The organism is Winogradskyella marina, assembly GCF_015645385.1.
Lineage (GTDB): Bacteria > Bacteroidota > Bacteroidia > Flavobacteriales > Flavobacteriaceae > Winogradskyella > Winogradskyella marina.
In genome coordinates this window covers 194,470-211,233 of record NZ_JADOET010000007.1, presented here as the reverse complement: position 1 = coordinate 211,233, position 16,764 = coordinate 194,470, and the positions used below count along the sequence as shown (strand labels likewise).

The following is a 16,764-nucleotide window of genomic DNA, read 5'->3' as shown; positions in this document are numbered from 1 at the left end:
TATAGTTTTGAGTGGAGTTATAATAACACAATCATACCAGGAGCCACAGCGCCAAGTCTAATGCCAAGTCAAGAAGGAAGTTATAGTGTATTTGTCACAGACCTGAATACATCCACAGTGACCAATTGTACTCATGTAGATACAACAGACGTTATAGAAAGCGAACCGCCAAGTGTAAGCGTAGAACTAGTAACACAAGCCTTTGCAGATAATCATACAATCGAAGCTGTAGCAAGCGGAATTGGAGTGTATGAATACAGTTTAGATGGAGGGCCATGGCAAGACGAAGGTACCTTTACCAACTTATCTTCAGGAGAACATGAGATCACAGCAAGAGACAAGAATGGCTGTGGATTAGTTACTGTATCAAAATTTATAATCGATTATCCATTATATTTTACACCAAATGGAGATGGAAATAATGAAACTTGGAACATTGAAGGTGTTGGAAGTAATGCAAAAATTTATATATTTGACCGATACGGAAAGTTGTTAAAGCAAATAAGTCCAGATGGAGACGGATGGAATGGGACTTATAATGGCAAAGCCATGCCAACAGATGGCTATTGGTTTACAGTAGAATACGACGAACCAAGCAATGGTGAACGTAAAGAGTTTAAAGCCCATTTTACCTTGAAACGATAAAAAATTATGAAATTAAAAAAGTATTGTTTAGTAGCATTTATAGCTTTAGTAGCCAATTTTAGTATGGCTCAAGAAGGTATTCCTATTTATTCTGATTATTTAACAGATAATTATTATCTAATTCACCCTTCTATGGCAGGTGTTGCTAATTGTGCTAAGGTAAGGTTAACAGCAAGACAGCAGTGGTTTGGTGTAGATGATGCTCCGAGTTTACAAACGTTAAGTATGAATGGGCGAATTGGGGATTCTCCAGTAGCTGTTGGTGGTGTGCTTTTTAATGACTCTAACGGTTATCATTCTACAGTAGGTGGTTATGCTACTTTTGCTTATCATTTAATGTTTTCGAGAAATGAAATAGATTTAAATATGTTGTCATTTGGTTTAAGTGCTGGATTCTTACAGTATAAATTAGATGAAACAAGTTGGTTAGCACCTGGTGAATTTGATGCAGCAGTTGCAGGAATTGAACAAAGTGCAACAAATTTTAATATTGATTTTGGGTTTTCTTATCATTTTGTTGATTTCTATGCGCATTTTACGGCAAAGAATATTTTAGATAATGATGGTGTTAACTTTAATCAAGATGGAGAGTTTGAATTTAAAAATCTAAGAACTTATTTACTATCTACAGGTTATACGTTTAGCAGGTTTGGGAGCGAATGGAGTTATGAGCCTTCTATAATGTATATGTATAGAGATGCAACAGCAGAATCTTCAATAGATATAAATGCTAAAGTTTATAAGGAAATGGATTTTGGTAAAGTTTGGGGTGGGTTATCTTACAGACGTAGCTTAGATGGAGCAGAGTTTCAAGATGGATCAGGTGTAAGTAGTCAAAAATTACAATACATTACTCCGTTTTTAGGTGTAGATTATAATAATTTTGTGTTTGCATATACTTATTCGTATCAAGCAAATACTGTGAATTTTAACACAGGAGGTTTTCACCAATTAACACTTGGTTTCAATTTTAACTGTAGACGAGAAAAATATGAGTGTAACTGTCCTGCAGTAAACTAGAAATAAATAATATCAAAAACGAGGCTCAATGAAAATTGAGCCTCGTTTTTTTTAATAAATATCGAGCTGTAATTTAGTAATATTGAAGTCGAAACAATTTCATTATTAAAGTTTGAAACTGTGCTCAAACTAACACAATAGCTTTATCCTTTTTTGGAATTTGAAATTTCTTATTTTGGAATTTAATTGAATTATTCCCATTTATAGTTTTTCTGTTCAGCTTGAGACTTTAAAGCTTTTATCATAGCACTTTCTAAGCCGTTATTTGGATCTTTAGACTGCTTAGCAATATAATTTCGTCGGTTTAAATTTAAGGCAGCTATGTCATCTTGAAGCTTTTTACGCATCTTCGCTTTTTCTTCAACATAAGTTTTAATTTCAGATTTAGACTTTCCTTTTAATTCTTCAGGCAATTCACTTTCTTTTAAATCATCATAAGAGAATCCGTCTTCTTTTTCGGCATCTACCAAATCCCAAGAACTATTTTTATATAAACGCGAACTTTTACTAACCGTTCTACTTACAGCATTGGCTTTATTGTAACTTCTAGCGTTATAGTCTTGTTCTGCTTGCATTTCCATTTTAGCGCTTCCAGCACTTCCATAAGCCACATACGTTTTGTTTAACTTCTCATTGAGTTCTAAAATTTTATCATCGTAAGGCGACGCTACATGGACTGTTGCTTGGTTGTGGTTAATAGCCATATAGTTGCCATGTGTTAAATCGGCACCATCTTTCCATTTGGTTGCAATACCTTGATTATAATCACCACAAAAGATAGTGTTTACGGTAACATCATTTTGATGTGCTAATGTTGAGGCATCTTTATAACTCACGTTTCCTTGCGTATAAGGTTCATTTCCTGCAATGAAAATTAGTTTTAAATCTTCTTTATGGTTTCCCCATTCTAATTGATGTAAAGCCGTATTAATTACTTTTCCACAGTATTCATTTCCACCATTTGTCGTTAGTGAGAACAGTGACTTTGAAATTTCGTCCAAATCATCACTAAAAGCAATAACCTGTCTTAAGTAGCCTTCATCTGCATTAAGGTTATCATTTCCGTATTCGTAAAGTGCAATTTTTAAATTTGGACTTTGGTCTTCACATTTTGCATAGGATAATTCATTTACAATTTTCCAAAGTTGTGCTTTGGCTTGGTCAATTAAACCATCCATACTATTACTAGTATCTAGTAGTAATGCGACTTTAATTTCTGGTTTTTCAGCTTTTAATGTTGTTTTAATAACTGTTTCAGGGATGGCTAAATCTTGAGTTCTGTTTTTTGAATTTGCATTACAAGCTGTAAGCGACGCTAAGCTTATTGCAAAAATTAAGGTTTTGAATTCTGTTTTCATGTTTTTTGATTTATGATGTAAAATTCAGATGAAAAAACAACGAATAAAAACCACAATGAGTAAACTGATACTTTCGGTGAGTAACGACTTATATAATTTTAGTAGAAGCGACTTTTTAGGTGTAAAAAGGTTTCGAATTTAGAATACCTCATTTTTTGGTACCAAATAAAGTATGTAGTTTAGTCCAACTAATTAAAAGTGAAGTGAGAATTTCTAAAACATATTATATACTACTATTATTTTGTCTCATAGGTTTTTTATCCTTTGGGCAAAATAGAGCGATAAAAAGTGCAGATGAAAAGCAGTCATTTACCATTAGAGGTTCTGTATCTGAAAAAGGCACACACAAACCTTATAAAAATGTTGAGATTTTAGTAAATGGAGGTAAGTATGTTACAACCAGTTTTGATGGATCGTTTAATATTCAAGCCAAAATTGGTGATGAGTTAATTATAAAACATCCCGATTTTGAAACTATTTATTACACGGTAAAATCTAATGAGCGCATTAGTATTGAGGTGGTTAATGCTGTTGAATCACGGTATAAAAGTCGATCTCAAGGCGATGTAAAACGCTTTAATCAAATGATAGATTCTGCCGATGCATATCTTAAAAAAGACGCTGAAAAAAGTATAAAATTTATAGGTGATGCTTTAGATGTGAATGTTAATACCATACAAAGTGCTAAAGCGCATGAGTTGTTAGGTGATATTTATGCATACTGGAAGCAACATGATTTAGCAATTTCGGCCTATAAAATTAGTCTGCAAAATACCGAAACAGCTTCTGCGAAATTGAAATTAGCTAAAGCTTACCTTAATAATGGAAATGTTGAAACGAGTATAGAAACATATAAAGAACTCGATGAAAGTACGCTCTCTAATTACGAAAAAACACTGTGGTATGAAGGCATTGGTGATGCGTATTTAACAATGAAGCGTTATGATGAAGCTATATCATCTTACGAAGACGGTTTACAGGTCGCTCAAAACCATTTAATAGCACCAAAAGTTACGGATCTAAATTCTAAAATCGCTGAAGTATATAGTGAGCAAGGAGATACTAGTAAAGCAAAAAATTATTTTACAAATTCATTGAGTTTAGCGAAGCAAGAGAATAAAAAAAGAGCCGTTGAAGAACAGGTGAAAGTAGCCGAATTTAATAGTGAAAATGCAGAGTACGAAAGTGAAATTGTTTTAAGAAAGTTGGCTATTGAAGGGATTAAGGATATTGAGGTAGATTCTATTATTTCTAACGAAAGCCCAATTACATCACAAAAACAAAATTATAAGATTGGTAATGCGTATTTGCTCAGTAATGATTTAACTAATGCCATTCCTTACTTAGAAAAAAGTAGGGAAGAAGCTGGAGAAAGAGGTGATTTAGACGTGAAGTTAGATGCCACTCGTAAACTCTCTGAAGTCAATGCCAGATTAGGTAATACTGAAAAAACAATTGCTTATAATGACGAATATAAAGACGTGGTTGACGAATTGTATGCAAAAAAAATACAAGAAATCTCTCAAGCAGCACGTTTTAGTCGAAATATAGCAGAACAACAAAATAGAATAACATCTTTAGAAAGTGATAGAGCTTTGTCTAAAAGTACATATGAACTCACCCAAGAACGAAACAAAAGTCAACAACTTATTATTTATTCCTTAATTGGTGGTTTGATTCTTTTGTTAATCACTGGCTTTTTAATGTTTAAATACATAAAGCAACAACGATTAGCCAACAACTTATTAGCATTAAAATCGTTGCGAAGTCAAATGAATCCGCATTTTATATTTAACGCTTTAAACTCAGTTAATACGTTTATTGCGACTAATGACGAACGTACTGCTAATAAGTATTTGTCAGATTTCTCACAGCTAATGCGTGCCGTTTTAGAAAATAGCGAAGAAGATTTTATTCCATTAAAAAAGGAAATTGAATTATTGAATTTATACACCAAGCTCGAGCATTTTAGATTTCAAGATAAGTTTGATTATAGTATAGATGTTGATGATACGATTGATGTTGAAGAATTTCAGATTCCACCAATGTTATTACAGCCTTATATTGAGAATGCGGTTTGGCATGGCTTGCGTTACAAAACGGAAAAAGGGCATTTAAATATCAACATTCAACCAAAATCTAAAGACGAAATAACCATTATTATTTCAGATGATGGTATTGGTAGAGCACGATCTAAAGCCTTGAAAACAGATCATCAGAAAAAGCAAAACTCAAAAGGCATGAACAATATTAAAAAGCGTGTTGCCATTTTAAATGAAATGTATAAGGACAAAGTTGATGTAACGATTGAAGATTTTCAAGAGTTAGAAGATGCAGGTACAAAGGTGATTGTGACCTTAAAAAAAGATTAATAGTGTTAGAAGCTCGAAGTTGGAAGTTGGAAGAAACTTCGTGCTTCAAGCTTCGAGCTTCAAAATAAAAGCGATGAAATTAAATGCCATAATAGTAGAAGACGAAGAAAACAGCAGGTTAATTCTACGAAATTATCTCACTAAGTATTGTCCTAATATTTCAATCTTAGGCGAAGCTTCCAATGTTGAAGAAGCTTTGGTTTTAATTAGAAATAATGACTTAGATGTGGTATTTCTAGATGTAGAAATGCCTTATGGTAATGCATTTGATTTACTGGATAAGGTTGGTGATATTAATTTTGAAACCATATTTGTCACCGCTTATAACCATTATGCGATAGATGCTTTAAATGCACACGCATCGTATTATTTAATGAAACCAATTTCTATTGACGAGTTGATAAAAGCTGTTGATTATGTCACAGAAATTAGAACTAAAGAAGATGCACTTCAAGATCAGGTTTTAGTGGCAAAGACCAATTCGGTGAATGGAAAAATTACCATTCCACAGCAAGATGGCTTCGAAGTTATAGAAACGGCAGATATTATGTATTGTAAGGCAGATGATAATTATACTGAAATTTACCTGAACAACAACAAAAAGAAACTCGTTAGTAAGACGTTGAAGTATATTGAAGAAAGTTTAAAGGAAGCCAATTTTGCCAGAGTCCACAAAAGTTATTTAGTTAACGTCAATGAAATTGTAAAATATGTAAAAGGCAAAGGAGGCAGTGTTATATTAAGTAATGGAAAAGAAATTTTGGTTTCGGCTTCTAAAAAATCTGATTTGTTGTCTTATTTTAAGTGACTAGATTCCTTTGAAAAAGAGATTTCAGAGAGAAGGTTTCTGAGCTTTCAGGTTTTTAAGACTTAAAAAATCTTTGGTCTTTTTAAACACCCAATTATGTGGTAAACTGTTGGGGAGAGTACCAACAGTAACATAAAGATTTCAATATAATATTTTTTAAACTCCAGCGGAGTTTTATATTAATAACAAGCGTAGTTATGGTTTATGCAAACTCCAGAGGAGTGATATGCAATTTAGGCGTCTTTCTTCGGTAATTGTTTCGCACCTACGGAGCTTAAAAGGTTGTTGATTCTAATTATTACTATTTTACCACGCTGTGGTTTTATAAATGTATAGTTTTAAGGTAGTTAATTATTTCTGTTAAATTTAGGCTGAAATTTCCGACGTTTATTAGTTACCAACTTATTTCTAAGTAGTAAATAACATATTGAACCTACAACAGGAAAGAATAAAACCACTAAAACCCATACCGTACTCATATAAGGGTTCTTAAACCTAGATCGTGTAATATCAGAAATTGCCCAAAACCAAAATAGTATCGCTATACTAATTAAAGTGATCATTAAAATTAATCCCATAATATGCTGTTTTAAATTAAAACGTTTAAATACTAAGTTCTACAACTAAGCCTTCATTAGCTCTCACATTAAAAACTGTATTGTCTTCAAAGATTAAATACTGACCTTTTATGCCAACTAATTTCCCTGAGTAGTTTGGAGTTTTAGTTAAGTTAAGACTTTTTGGTTTTTCAGGATATTGGTCTACAGGAAATTGAATGTGAGTTTCCGTATTGTTTTCAATAAAATAAGGTAATGCTTCTTCAGGAATAAAGGTTTTTAAATTGTGTCTCCATTCTAATAAATCCTCATCTTTTATATCGTTTTTCAACATGGTTCGCCAATTGGTTTTATCAGCTACATGATCTTTTAAAGCGACTTCGGTAATTCCTGCTAAATAACGGTTTGGCACTTCAACGATTTCTATGGCTTCATGAGCACCTTGATCTATCCAACGCGTTGGCACTTGACTTTTTCTAGTAACACCAACCTTTACATTGCTCGAATTAGCTAAATAAACAATATGTGGTTGGAGTTGCACCTTTTTTTCATACGCTAAATCTCTATCTTCTTTGTCTAAATGCGCTGTGCTTAATTCTGGTCGCATTATCCAATCACCAGCAAAAGGCTTATCAAAAAAACAGGTTTTACAAAATCCTTGACGGTAAATAGGACGATCTAATCCACAGCTTAAACATTGGTGGCCAACACGTTTTATAGCAACGGGTTTATTTAGTAATTGATTGACATGAATAAAATCATTTTCAAATACAAGATAATATTGAATCGGTTCTAAAAACTCGGTTTGCATTTTAGTGAGGACTCCTGTGTAAACCATAAAAGAAATTTAGTATTTTTAGCATTAATTAATAGCGTAAAGATAGCCAATCCATGCCAATTCCTATTGTAAATTCCATTGCGTCTTGGTTTTTAAAAAAGCGATTCCATCAAATTGAATTGTTTTTAAAATACCCTAACGAAGTTCAGAATGAATTACTGTTTAGTTTATTAAAGCATGCTAAAGACACTGAAATTGGAAGACAATACGACTTCGACTCAATAAAAACTTATAGGGAATTTAATGAGCGAGTTCCAGTTGTAAATTATGAAGAGTTTCAACCTTTAATTGAACGTTCGCGAAATGGTGAACAAAATATTTTTTGGCCTCGACCAATAAAATGGTTTGCTAAATCTAGTGGAACCACAAATGCTAAAAGTAAGTTTATTCCTGTAAGTTATGAGTCTTTAGAAGAGTGTCATTATGCAGCAAGTAAAGATTTGTTGTGTATGTATTTGAATAATAATGAAGATGCACAATTGTTTACTGGTAAGAGTTTACGTCTTGGTGGAAGCAAAGAATTATATAAAGAAAACGGGACTGTTTTTGGGGATTTAAGTGCTATTTTAATTGATAATATGCCATTTTGGGCAGAGTTTAGTAGTACACCTAGTAATCGAGTGTCGTTGATGAGTGACTGGGAAACCAAGATGCAGGCAGTGGTCGATGAAACTATAGAAGAGAACGTAACGAGTTTAGCAGGTGTACCATCATGGATGTTGGTTTTATTGAATAACGTTTTAGAAAAAACAGGAAAGGACAGCCTTTTTGATATTTGGCCAAATCTAGAAGTTTACTTTCATGGTGGAGTAAATTTTAGTCCCTATGTAGAACAGTACAAAGCTATTTTACCATCGGACAAATTTAGATATTACGAAATATATAATGCTTCTGAAGGCTTTTTTGCCATCCAAGATAAAAATAACTCAAGTGATTTGTTATTAATGTTAGATTATGGGATTTTCTATGAGTTTATCCCCATGAATTCCTATGGCACCGAAGAACAAATAGTTATTCCGCTAAGCGATGTTAAACTTAACACTAACTATGCGGTTATAATAACTACCAATGCAGGCTTATGGAGATACAAAATTGGTGATACTATAAGGTTTGTAAGTTTAAGTCCGCATAGAATAAGGGTTTCAGGCAGAACAAAGCACCATATCAATGCGTTTGGTGAAGAGTTAATTATAGAAAATGCCGAAGAAGCACTACGAAAAGTGTGTGCGCATACATCAGCTGAAATTGTAGATTATACAGCAGCTCCTATTTTTATGGAAGGTAAAGAAAAAGGAGCTCATGAATGGGTTATAGAGTTTAAAAGACCACCAGATAATATGTTAGATTTTGAAGAATTATTTGACAACTCGTTAAAATCTCTAAATTCAGATTATGAAGCCAAACGCCTTAATAATATGACCTTGAACAAACCTAAAATTCATAAGGCAAGACCTAATTTATTTTATGATTGGTTAAAAGAAAATGATAAATTAGGTGGTCAACATAAAGTACCTCGTTTATCTAACTCAAGAGCTTACCTTGAGGCCTTATTACGCCTTAATCAACAATAATACAGTTCTTAATCAGTTACAATTTTATGAATTGAAGTTAACCTTGAAAATTCTTACACTTTATCGAAAATAAAAACACTTGTGTTCATCATATCGTAAATTCAATAGATTTTATCTAATAAAGCAGTCAGGTAAGTCTTACTTTAAATTATGCTTATATATTAGCGGTAAATAAATATGATTTCATTAAACAAATCCCTCTTAACGATATAAGTATTGCGTGCAATATTTAATTAACTAATCCCTAACTAAACGAAAAACCACAATCTCTAATATTGAAATTGTGGTTTTTTAATGACTTATAGCTTTATGTTTACGAAACGGCTTTAAGCTTTTTAATTGTCGATTTATTCAAACGATCTTCAGCATACGCTTTAGTAACGTTTAGTTTGGTTTCATCAGAACTCGGTAAATCAAACATCGCTTCGGTTAAAATCTCTTCACAAAGCGATCGTAATCCACGAGCACCAAGTTTGTACTCAATAGCTTTTTCTACAATATAATCTAACGCTCCATCAGTAATGGTGAATGTAATGTCATCCATTTCAAACAGTTTTTTATATTGTTTAATAATGGCATTTTTAGGCTCTGTTAATATGGCTCTTAATGTTTTTGCATCTAAAGGATCCATGTGCGTTAAAACAGGTAATCGACCAATGATTTCAGGGATTAATCCAAAATCCTTTAAATCTTTAGGAATAATATATTGTAAGATGTTATCCTTATCTACCACATCAGTTTTCATGGAACTATAACCAATAGCTTGCATGTTCATTCGCTTGGTGATAACACGTTCAATACCATCAAAAGCTCCACCTGCAATAAATAAAATATTTTCGGTATTAACTTCGATAAACTTTTGATCTGGATGCTTACGACCTCCTTTTGGTGGTACATTTACAACTGTTCCTTCTAATAATTTTAATAGGGCTTGTTGTACACCTTCACCAGAAACATCTCTAGTAATAGATGGATTATCACTTTTACGTGCAATCTTATCTATTTCATCAATAAAAACGATACCACGTTGCCCTTTTTCAAGATTGTAATCTGCAGCTTGTAATAAGCGCGTTAAAATACTTTCTACATCTTCACCAACATAACCTGCTTCTGTAAGCACAGTGGCATCAACAATTGCTAAAGGTACATTTAGCATTTTTGCAATGGTCTTTGCCATTAAGGTTTTACCAGTACCTGTTTGCCCAACCATAATGATGTTACTTTTTTGTATTTCAATATCATCATCAGTAGGAGGCTGTAATAATCGTTTGTAATGGTTATAAACCGCAACAGACATTACGCGTTTGGTGTATTCTTGTCCTATTATATATTCGTCTAAAAAGCCTTTAATTTCTTTGGGCTTTCTTAGCATTAATTCTGCACTCAACTCTGAGTTTCCAGATTGCTTAGATTCTTCTATTACAATACCATGTGCTTGCTCAATGCAACGATCACAAATATGGGCATCTAAACCTGCAATTAGTAAACTTGTTTCTGGCTTTTTCCTTCCACAAAATGAACATTCTAATTCTTCCTTTGCCATTTTCTATAGTTTTGATTTCTACAACTGCAGAAATCTCATTTTACGTTTTTATTATTAGTCGTAAGTAATTACGATTTCTTGCGTTCTAAGATTTCGTCAATCATTCCGTAATCTAGAGCTTCTTGTGAGCGCATCCAGTAATCTCTATCAGAGTCTTTTTCTACTTGTTCAAAAGAATTACCAGAGTGTTCAGCAATAATAGTATACAATTCTTCTTTTACTCTAATTGTCTCTTTTAAGGCAATCTGCATATCACTTAACTGACCTTGAGTTCCACTACTTACTTGGTGAATCATTACACGAGAGTGTTTTAAAGCAGAACGCTTTCCTTTTTCTCCAGCACATAACAATACAGCTGCCATTGATGCAGCAATACCTGTACAAATTGTGGCAACATCTGGCTTTACAAATTGCATAGTATCGTAGATGCCTAAACCTGCATATACAGATCCTCCTGGCGAATTAATATAAATTTGAATGTCTTTATTGGCATCTGTACTCTGTAAAAATAACAGTTGCGCTTGGATAATATTTGCAACTTGGTCATTAACACCTGTGCCTAAAAATATGATACGATCCATCATTAAACGAGAAAATACATCAAAAACAGCGATGTTCATTTGACGTTCTTCTATAATATTTGGAGTCATGTTTGAAGGATACATGCTCTCTATAATCTTAGAGTAATAGTTGCTATTGATCCCTTGATCTTTTGTTGCAAATTTTTCAAATTCTTTTCCGTAGTCCATATAAATTTTAAATTCTTTTAATTGTTGAGTTTCTTTAAGGTCTTTATTTCTGTGGCCAAATTGAAGGTTGTGACATTAACTTCTTATTACAGAAGCGTTTTAATGGTATTCAACGTGACAGATATTTTACTGTTTGAATTTGTTTAAATTTAGAATTATTACAAAAACAAAAGACGTAAAACTGAAAAAGTTTTACGCCTTAAAGATACTAATATTTTTAAAGATTGCTTAACTATAAAACTCTTTTACAAAATCATCATAAGTGATGTCTTTCGTCTTAGTGTTAGCTTCTGTCTTATATAAGTTTAATAATTTCTGACTCATTAACTGCTCAGACATGCGCTTTACTTCATCTTGATTTCCTAAAATACGAGCTGCAATATCTTCTAATTCTTTGTCTGAAGGATTCATTTGACCAAATTGTGCCATCTGACCTTTAATCATTTCCATAGAATGCGCTTTTAATTCTTCAAACTGAACCTGAAGGTTGTGCTTTTCTATTAATTTACCTTCAATAAGTTGGTAACGCATGCTTTTTTCAGACTTTTCGTATTCTTCTTTAGCTTGCTCTTCTGTCATTTCTTCCTCACCTGCTGTTTGCATCCATTTCTGTAAGAAACTTGCTGGTAAATCGAATTTTGTATTTTCTATTAGGTTTTCAGTAACATCGTTTAATAACTTCTGATCGCCTTGTTGTTTAAATTGCTTTTCTGAATCTTCTTTGATTTTTTCTTTCAATTCTGTTACAGACGTTACAATTCCTTCTCCAAATAACTTGTCAAAAAGTTCTTGGTCTAAATCAGCTAATTCACGTTCGTTAATTTCAGTAATAGTAAAAGTAACCTCAATGTCTAAACCATGAGCATCATCGTGTGGTACTTTTAATGCATTCATTAAATCGTGATCGTCATTAAACAATCCTTTTGTTTTTAATGTAATTGTATCACCAACTTTAGATCCAATAAATTTCTTTGGATTAGCTTTTCCTTTCAACTTATCTAAAGTAATCATCGTAGAATTATCGATGTCTTTTTCTTCGTTAGTGAAAGTTCCTGTGATTTCAGAAGCTTCTGTCACTTCGTCTTGAGAAACAATTTTACCATATTGTTTTTGAAGATGCTCAACTTGATCATTGATCATTTTGTCATCTGCTACAATATTATAATGTGTGATTGCTTTCTTATTTTTTAATTCTACTTCGAATTCTGGTGCTAAACCTAATTCAAATTCAAAAGAAAATGCTTCAGCATCCCAATCTAAATCGTCTTGTGCTTTTGGTAACGGATTACCTAAAACATCTAATTTTTCTTCAGTCAAATACTTACCAAGAGCATCTTGTAGTAATTTGTTTACTTCATCTACCAATACGGCTTTACCATATTGTTTCTTAACCATTCCCATTGGTACGTGGCCTTTTCTAAAGCCTGGAATGTTAGCAGATTTACGATAATCTGTTAAGATTTTCTCTACTTTATCGCTGTAATCTTCTTTAGCGATATCCACTTTTACAACTGCATTTAATGCATCGATGTTTTCTCTTGTAATGTTCATTTTTCTTGAAACTAAAATTGGGCTGCAAAAATACAACATTTTTTGCAACCCAACAACAGTTTTAAATGTTTGACTTTAGGCTATTTTTTGCCGTCTTTTAAGAATGATTGTAGTATAGATTGCAAAATAGATAAAAGTACACTGAAAAGTAATGCGGTCCAGAAGCCAGAGACACTAAATCCATCTAGTAGATTACTGGCTAATAATATAATTAGCGCATTAATGACCAATAGAAAAAGTCCTAATGTTACAATGGTGACTGGTATGGTTAGAATGACGAGAATTGGTTTTACTAACAAATTCAAAATTGCTAGAACTATGGCAACGATAATTGCACCAATATAGCCATCTACAGCAACGCCATTTAAAATATGGGCTAAAATAAAAACGGCTAGTGCGTTTAGTAAAAGTCTTAAGATGAGATTCATGATTTTAATTTTTTAAATACTGGATTAAGATATGAAATTTATCACAGCATTATAAAAATCCTCGGGGTTTTCAGCATGCAACCAATGACCAGCATTAGCAATCGTTATAATTTCAGAGTTTGAAAAATGTCGATGAATAATAGCTTCGTCTGCTTCTCCGATATATTCTGAACGGTCGCCACGTAAAAATAACGTGTCTTTATTAAACGTAGCATGTGCAGGAAGAGCTTCTCCAACTTCTGAAACATTCTCTTTTAGTACCTCGAGGTTAATTCTTAATCCTAATTGTCCTTTTTCTACCCAATATAAATTTTTGAGTAAAAACATACGAATACCTGTTTCGTGTATATAACTCGCTAAAGCTTTATCTGCAGCACCTCTGCTTTTTAATTTTGAAAAATCTAAACTGCTTAAGCCTTCTAAAATAGCATCGTGATGAACAGGATAATAGCGTGGAGAAATATCTGCAACTATAAGTTTACTAACCAATTCTGGGTATTTGGTAGCAAAAAGCATGGCTGTTTTGCCACCCATGGAGTGTCCTAATAAAACAATATCACTTAGGTTGTTGTTATTACAATAGTGTTTTAGGTCTTCGGCCATTGCTTCATAATCAAAGTTTTCCGAATGAAAACTACGTCCATGGTTACGTTGATCTACAAGGTGGACTTCAAAATTAGATTCTGAAAATTGTTTGCCTAAGGTTTTCCAGTTGTCACCCATACCTAAAAATCCATGTAGAATTATAAATGGTTTTCCTTCTCCTATGATGTTTGAGTGTAATTTCATGTTTTTTAATTTGAAGTTTGATGTGTGGAGCGTAAAGATTCTTTTAACTTCCTACTTCGCTCTTCCAACTTATTTAAGCTTCTCTAAATACTTTCCAATGACATTCTCAACACCCAAATACAAACTCTCAGCAATTAAAGCATGTCCAATTGATACCTCTAATAAACCAGTTATGTTTTCCTTGAAAAATTTAATATTGTCTAGAGATAAATCATGCCCTGCGTTAATACCTAACTGTAGGGTGTTTGCCAAGTTAGCACATTCCGTATATGGATTTATAGCGTTTTTATTGCCAAGGCTATATTGGTGAGCAAAGGCTTCGGTGTAGAGTTCAATTCTATCCGTTCCTGTATTTTTAGCTCCTTCAATTTGATGTAAATCCGGATCTACAAAGATTGAAGTTCTGATGTCGTTGGCTTTAAATTCTTTGATGACTTCAACAAGAAAATCTTTGTGTTTTATGGTATCCCAACCAGCATTAGAGGTAATAGCATCAACGGCATCTGGTACTAAAGTTACTTGCGTAGGTTTAATCTTTAAAACCATATCTACAAATTTAGGAATGGGATTTCCTTCTATATTGTATTCCGTATAAACTTCAGACTTTAAATCGTACGCATCTTGGTAGCGAATATGACGTTCGTCTGGCCTTGGATGAATGGTGACTCCTTCCGCACCAAAACGCTGAACATCCTTTGCAAACTGCACAACATTAGGCACATCGCCTCCACGACTATTTCTTAATGTAGCAATCTTATTTATATTAACACTTAGTTTGGTCATATCTGTAAAATTTGAATTACAAAAATACAAACAAGACCACGTATATTGTGGTTATTTTTGATTAATTTGCAATATAATTAATACAGTTTAATGGAGCTTCAAGATTATATAATAAACGACATAAAACCTATTAGAACAACGGATAAAATAAGTGATTTAAAATTACTGTTTAATCAGTTAACCTATTCTCATATTCCTATTGATAAGGATGGGGTTTATATGGGTTGTATTTCTGAGACCGATGCACATTGTTTTGATGGAGCTATAACCATTAGTGATTGTAATTATGCGATTGAAGGTTTTTTTGTTAGACAAACTACTAATTGGTTAGATGTTTTAGAAGCCTTCGCTCAAAACGATTCTAATATAATGCCTGTTTTAGATCCTGATAACAAATATTTGGGCTATTATGAGCTAAATGATATTATACACCTATTCAATGAAACTCCTTTTTTTGCTGAACCAGGTGGAATTTTAATAGTTGAAAAAGGTGTTAATGATTATTCTTTCAGTGAAATTAGTCAGATTGTAGAATCGAATGATGCTAAAATTTTAGGAGCATTTGTGTCTAAAATGGAAGGAGATTTGGCAAGAATAACATTAAAAATAAGTAATACTAGTCTTAATGAGGTTATTCAATCGTTTAGACGCTATAGTTATAATATTGTTTCTGGACATGAAGATGATTCATATATGGAAACTTTAAAAGAACGTTCGCAATATCTCGATAAATACTTAAATATGTAATTTATGGAACGTGGCAATTCAAGAATTTATAATTTAAAAGAATATTTAATGGTGAACAGGATGTCTGTACAGAGCAAAGCCGAAGTGTGTGACCCTAATAACATAATTTTAAACACATGAAAGTAGCAATCTATGGTCAAAAGTACATTAAAGAAACAGCTCAAAAAGCAGTTGAAAAACTAATTGATGTGCTACTACAAAAAGAGGCTCAAGTTTTTATAGAACATGAGTTCTTAGAGGTTCAAGATGCTGCGATTAAACAAAATGCTAAGCTGAGTACATTTAAGGCATTAGATACAACTTATGATTTATTAATTAGTGTTGGTGGTGATGGTACCATATTGAGAGCTATTGCTTATGTTGGTGATTTAGGTATACCAGTGGTAGGGGTTAATACTGGTCGCTTAGGTTTTTTGGCAACGATACAAATTGACGACATACAATCGGCATTAACAGAAATTTTTAACGGAGAATATAAAATTTCAGAACGCGCATTACTGAGTGTTTCAACAGATCCAGAGCATCAAGATATTGTGGAAACGCATTTCGCATTAAATGAAATTGCGATTAGTAGAAAAAATACCACGAGCATGATAACAATTGAAACCCATTTAGACGATGAGTTTTTAACATCGTATTGGGCAGATGGGCTTATTTTATCTACTCCAACAGGTTCAACAGGCTACTCGTTAAGTTGTGGAGGACCAGTGATAGCGCCAAAAGCGAAAAATTTTGCGCTTACACCAATTTCACCTCATAATTTAAGTGCGCGACCGCTCATTCTTCCAGATAATACAACGGTAACGCTGAGAGTTAACGGAAGAGAAGACCAATTTTTAATGTCATTAGATTCTAGGATTGTGACACTTTCTAATGCTACTACAGTAACCGTTAAAAAAGCGAATTTTGTCATAAAAATGGTAGAATTGTTGGATGAAACATTTCTAGAGACACTCCGAAAAAAATTACTTTGGGGCGAAGATCGTCGTAACTAAAGCACGATGA

At 33.0% G+C, this 16,764-nt stretch carries 16 protein-coding genes; 7 read left to right on the top strand and 9 right to left on the bottom strand.

Features of this window, described 5'->3' with window-relative positions:
• Positions 1–645, top strand: a 645-nt coding sequence (locus ITJ86_RS10255) for a T9SS type B sorting domain-containing protein (RefSeq protein WP_195871550.1), incomplete at its 5' end; no start/stop codon positions are given.
• Between the two features lie 6 nt (positions 646–651).
• Positions 652–1,665, top strand: coding sequence for a PorP/SprF family type IX secretion system membrane protein (locus ITJ86_RS10250; RefSeq protein WP_195871549.1), 1,014 nt, complete (start codon positions 652–654; stop codon positions 1,663–1,665).
• Between the two features lie 191 nt (positions 1,666–1,856).
• On the opposite strand, the gene ITJ86_RS10245 is transcribed toward ITJ86_RS10250, so the two are convergent.
• Positions 1,857–3,023, bottom strand: coding sequence for a vWA domain-containing protein (locus ITJ86_RS10245; protein ID WP_195871548.1), 1,167 nt, complete (start codon positions 3,021–3,023; stop codon positions 1,857–1,859).
• A 203-nt stretch (positions 3,024–3,226) separates the two neighbouring features.
• On the opposite strand from ITJ86_RS10245, the gene ITJ86_RS10240 reads away from it, so the two are divergent.
• Together ITJ86_RS10240 and ITJ86_RS10235 are read left to right on the top strand one after the other, a co-directional pair.
• The gene (locus ITJ86_RS10240; RefSeq protein ID WP_195871547.1) at positions 3,227–5,395 is read left to right on the top strand and encodes a tetratricopeptide repeat-containing sensor histidine kinase; all 2,169 of its coding nucleotides are present in this window, start codon (positions 3,227–3,229) and stop codon (positions 5,393–5,395) included.
• A gap of 73 nt (positions 5,396–5,468) precedes the next feature.
• Positions 5,469–6,203: a LytR/AlgR family response regulator transcription factor gene (locus ITJ86_RS10235; RefSeq protein ID WP_195871546.1), complete on the top strand. Its 735-nt coding sequence runs from the start codon at positions 5,469–5,471 to the stop codon at positions 6,201–6,203.
• 347 nt (positions 6,204–6,550) lie between these two features.
• On the opposite strand, the gene ITJ86_RS10230 is transcribed toward ITJ86_RS10235, so the two are convergent.
• Positions 6,551–6,781, bottom strand: a complete 231-nt coding sequence (locus ITJ86_RS10230) for a PLDc N-terminal domain-containing protein (protein ID WP_195871545.1) — start codon at positions 6,779–6,781, stop codon at positions 6,551–6,553.
• Positions 6,782–6,806: 25 nt separating this feature from the next.
• On the bottom strand, positions 6,807–7,598 hold the full coding sequence (locus ITJ86_RS10225; protein ID WP_195871544.1) for a DUF2797 domain-containing protein: 792 nt from the start codon (positions 7,596–7,598) through the stop codon (positions 6,807–6,809).
• 53 nt (positions 7,599–7,651) lie between these two features.
• Between ITJ86_RS10225 and ITJ86_RS10220 the strand changes: the two genes are divergently transcribed.
• Positions 7,652–9,169: a GH3 auxin-responsive promoter family protein gene (locus ITJ86_RS10220; protein ID WP_195871543.1), complete on the top strand. Its 1,518-nt coding sequence runs from the start codon at positions 7,652–7,654 to the stop codon at positions 9,167–9,169.
• A gap of 313 nt (positions 9,170–9,482) precedes the next feature.
• On the opposite strand, the gene clpX is transcribed toward ITJ86_RS10220, so the two are convergent.
• The 6 genes from clpX to ITJ86_RS10190 form a co-directional block, all read right to left on the bottom strand.
• Positions 9,483–10,712 (bottom strand): ATP-dependent Clp protease ATP-binding subunit ClpX, encoded by a 1,230-nt coding sequence (gene clpX / locus ITJ86_RS10215; RefSeq protein ID WP_195871542.1) that lies wholly within the window; start codon positions 10,710–10,712, stop codon positions 9,483–9,485.
• A gap of 68 nt (positions 10,713–10,780) precedes the next feature.
• Positions 10,781–11,461: a ClpP family protease gene (locus tag ITJ86_RS10210; RefSeq protein ID WP_195871541.1), complete on the bottom strand. Its 681-nt coding sequence runs from the start codon at positions 11,459–11,461 to the stop codon at positions 10,781–10,783.
• 228 nt (positions 11,462–11,689) lie between these two features.
• The gene (gene tig / locus ITJ86_RS10205) at positions 11,690–13,012 is read right to left on the bottom strand and encodes a trigger factor (RefSeq protein WP_195871540.1); all 1,323 of its coding nucleotides are present in this window, start codon (positions 13,010–13,012) and stop codon (positions 11,690–11,692) included.
• 80 nt (positions 13,013–13,092) lie between these two features.
• Positions 13,093–13,440: a phage holin family protein gene (locus ITJ86_RS10200; RefSeq protein ID WP_195871539.1), complete on the bottom strand. Its 348-nt coding sequence runs from the start codon at positions 13,438–13,440 to the stop codon at positions 13,093–13,095.
• Positions 13,441–13,464: 24 nt separating this feature from the next.
• A complete protein-coding gene (locus tag ITJ86_RS10195) occupies positions 13,465–14,229 on the bottom strand; it encodes an alpha/beta fold hydrolase (protein WP_195871538.1) in 765 nt (254 codons plus the stop codon).
• 69 nt (positions 14,230–14,298) lie between these two features.
• Positions 14,299–15,012: a pyridoxine 5'-phosphate synthase gene (locus tag ITJ86_RS10190; protein ID WP_195871537.1), complete on the bottom strand. Its 714-nt coding sequence runs from the start codon at positions 15,010–15,012 to the stop codon at positions 14,299–14,301.
• A 90-nt stretch (positions 15,013–15,102) separates the two neighbouring features.
• Between ITJ86_RS10190 and ITJ86_RS10185 the strand changes: the two genes are divergently transcribed.
• On the top strand, positions 15,103–15,759 hold the full coding sequence (locus ITJ86_RS10185; RefSeq protein WP_195871536.1) for a CBS domain-containing protein: 657 nt from the start codon (positions 15,103–15,105) through the stop codon (positions 15,757–15,759).
• Between the two features lie 116 nt (positions 15,760–15,875).
• Positions 15,876–16,754 carry an NAD kinase gene (locus ITJ86_RS10180; RefSeq protein ID WP_195871535.1) on the top strand — a complete coding sequence of 293 codons (879 nt, stop codon included), beginning with the start codon at positions 15,876–15,878 and terminating at the stop codon, positions 16,752–16,754.
• The last annotated feature ends 10 nt before the right edge of the window (positions 16,755–16,764 follow it).

Excerpts from the sequence above, each read along its gene's own strand:
- ITJ86_RS10220 (WP_195871543.1), top strand. The coding sequence starts at position 7,652 with ATGCCAATTCCTATTGTAAATTCCATTGCGTCTTGGTTTTTAAAAAAG.
- ITJ86_RS10250 (WP_195871549.1), top strand. The coding sequence starts at position 652 with ATGAAATTAAAAAAGTATTGTTTAGTAGCATTTATAGCTTTAGTAGCC.
- ITJ86_RS10185 (WP_195871536.1), top strand. The coding sequence starts at position 15,103 with ATGGAGCTTCAAGATTATATAATAAACGACATAAAACCTATTAGAACA.
- ITJ86_RS10200 (WP_195871539.1), bottom strand. The coding sequence starts at position 13,440 with ATGAATCTCATCTTAAGACTTTTACTAAACGCACTAGCCGTTTTTATT.
- ITJ86_RS10225 (WP_195871544.1), bottom strand. The coding sequence starts at position 7,598 with ATGGTTTACACAGGAGTCCTCACTAAAATGCAAACCGAGTTTTTAGAA.
- ITJ86_RS10190 (WP_195871537.1), bottom strand. The coding sequence starts at position 15,012 with ATGACCAAACTAAGTGTTAATATAAATAAGATTGCTACATTAAGAAAT.
- ITJ86_RS10230 (WP_195871545.1), bottom strand. The coding sequence starts at position 6,781 with ATGGGATTAATTTTAATGATCACTTTAATTAGTATAGCGATACTATTT.
- ITJ86_RS10235 (WP_195871546.1), top strand. The coding sequence starts at position 5,469 with ATGAAATTAAATGCCATAATAGTAGAAGACGAAGAAAACAGCAGGTTA.
- ITJ86_RS10195 (WP_195871538.1), bottom strand. The coding sequence starts at position 14,229 with ATGAAATTACACTCAAACATCATAGGAGAAGGAAAACCATTTATAATT.
- ITJ86_RS10245 (WP_195871548.1), bottom strand. The coding sequence starts at position 3,023 with ATGAAAACAGAATTCAAAACCTTAATTTTTGCAATAAGCTTAGCGTCG.
- clpX (WP_195871542.1), bottom strand. The coding sequence starts at position 10,712 with ATGGCAAAGGAAGAATTAGAATGTTCATTTTGTGGAAGGAAAAAGCCA.
- tig (WP_195871540.1), bottom strand. The coding sequence starts at position 13,012 with ATGAACATTACAAGAGAAAACATCGATGCATTAAATGCAGTTGTAAAA.
- ITJ86_RS10210 (WP_195871541.1), bottom strand. The coding sequence starts at position 11,461 with ATGGACTACGGAAAAGAATTTGAAAAATTTGCAACAAAAGATCAAGGG.
- ITJ86_RS10180 (WP_195871535.1), top strand. The coding sequence starts at position 15,876 with ATGAAAGTAGCAATCTATGGTCAAAAGTACATTAAAGAAACAGCTCAA.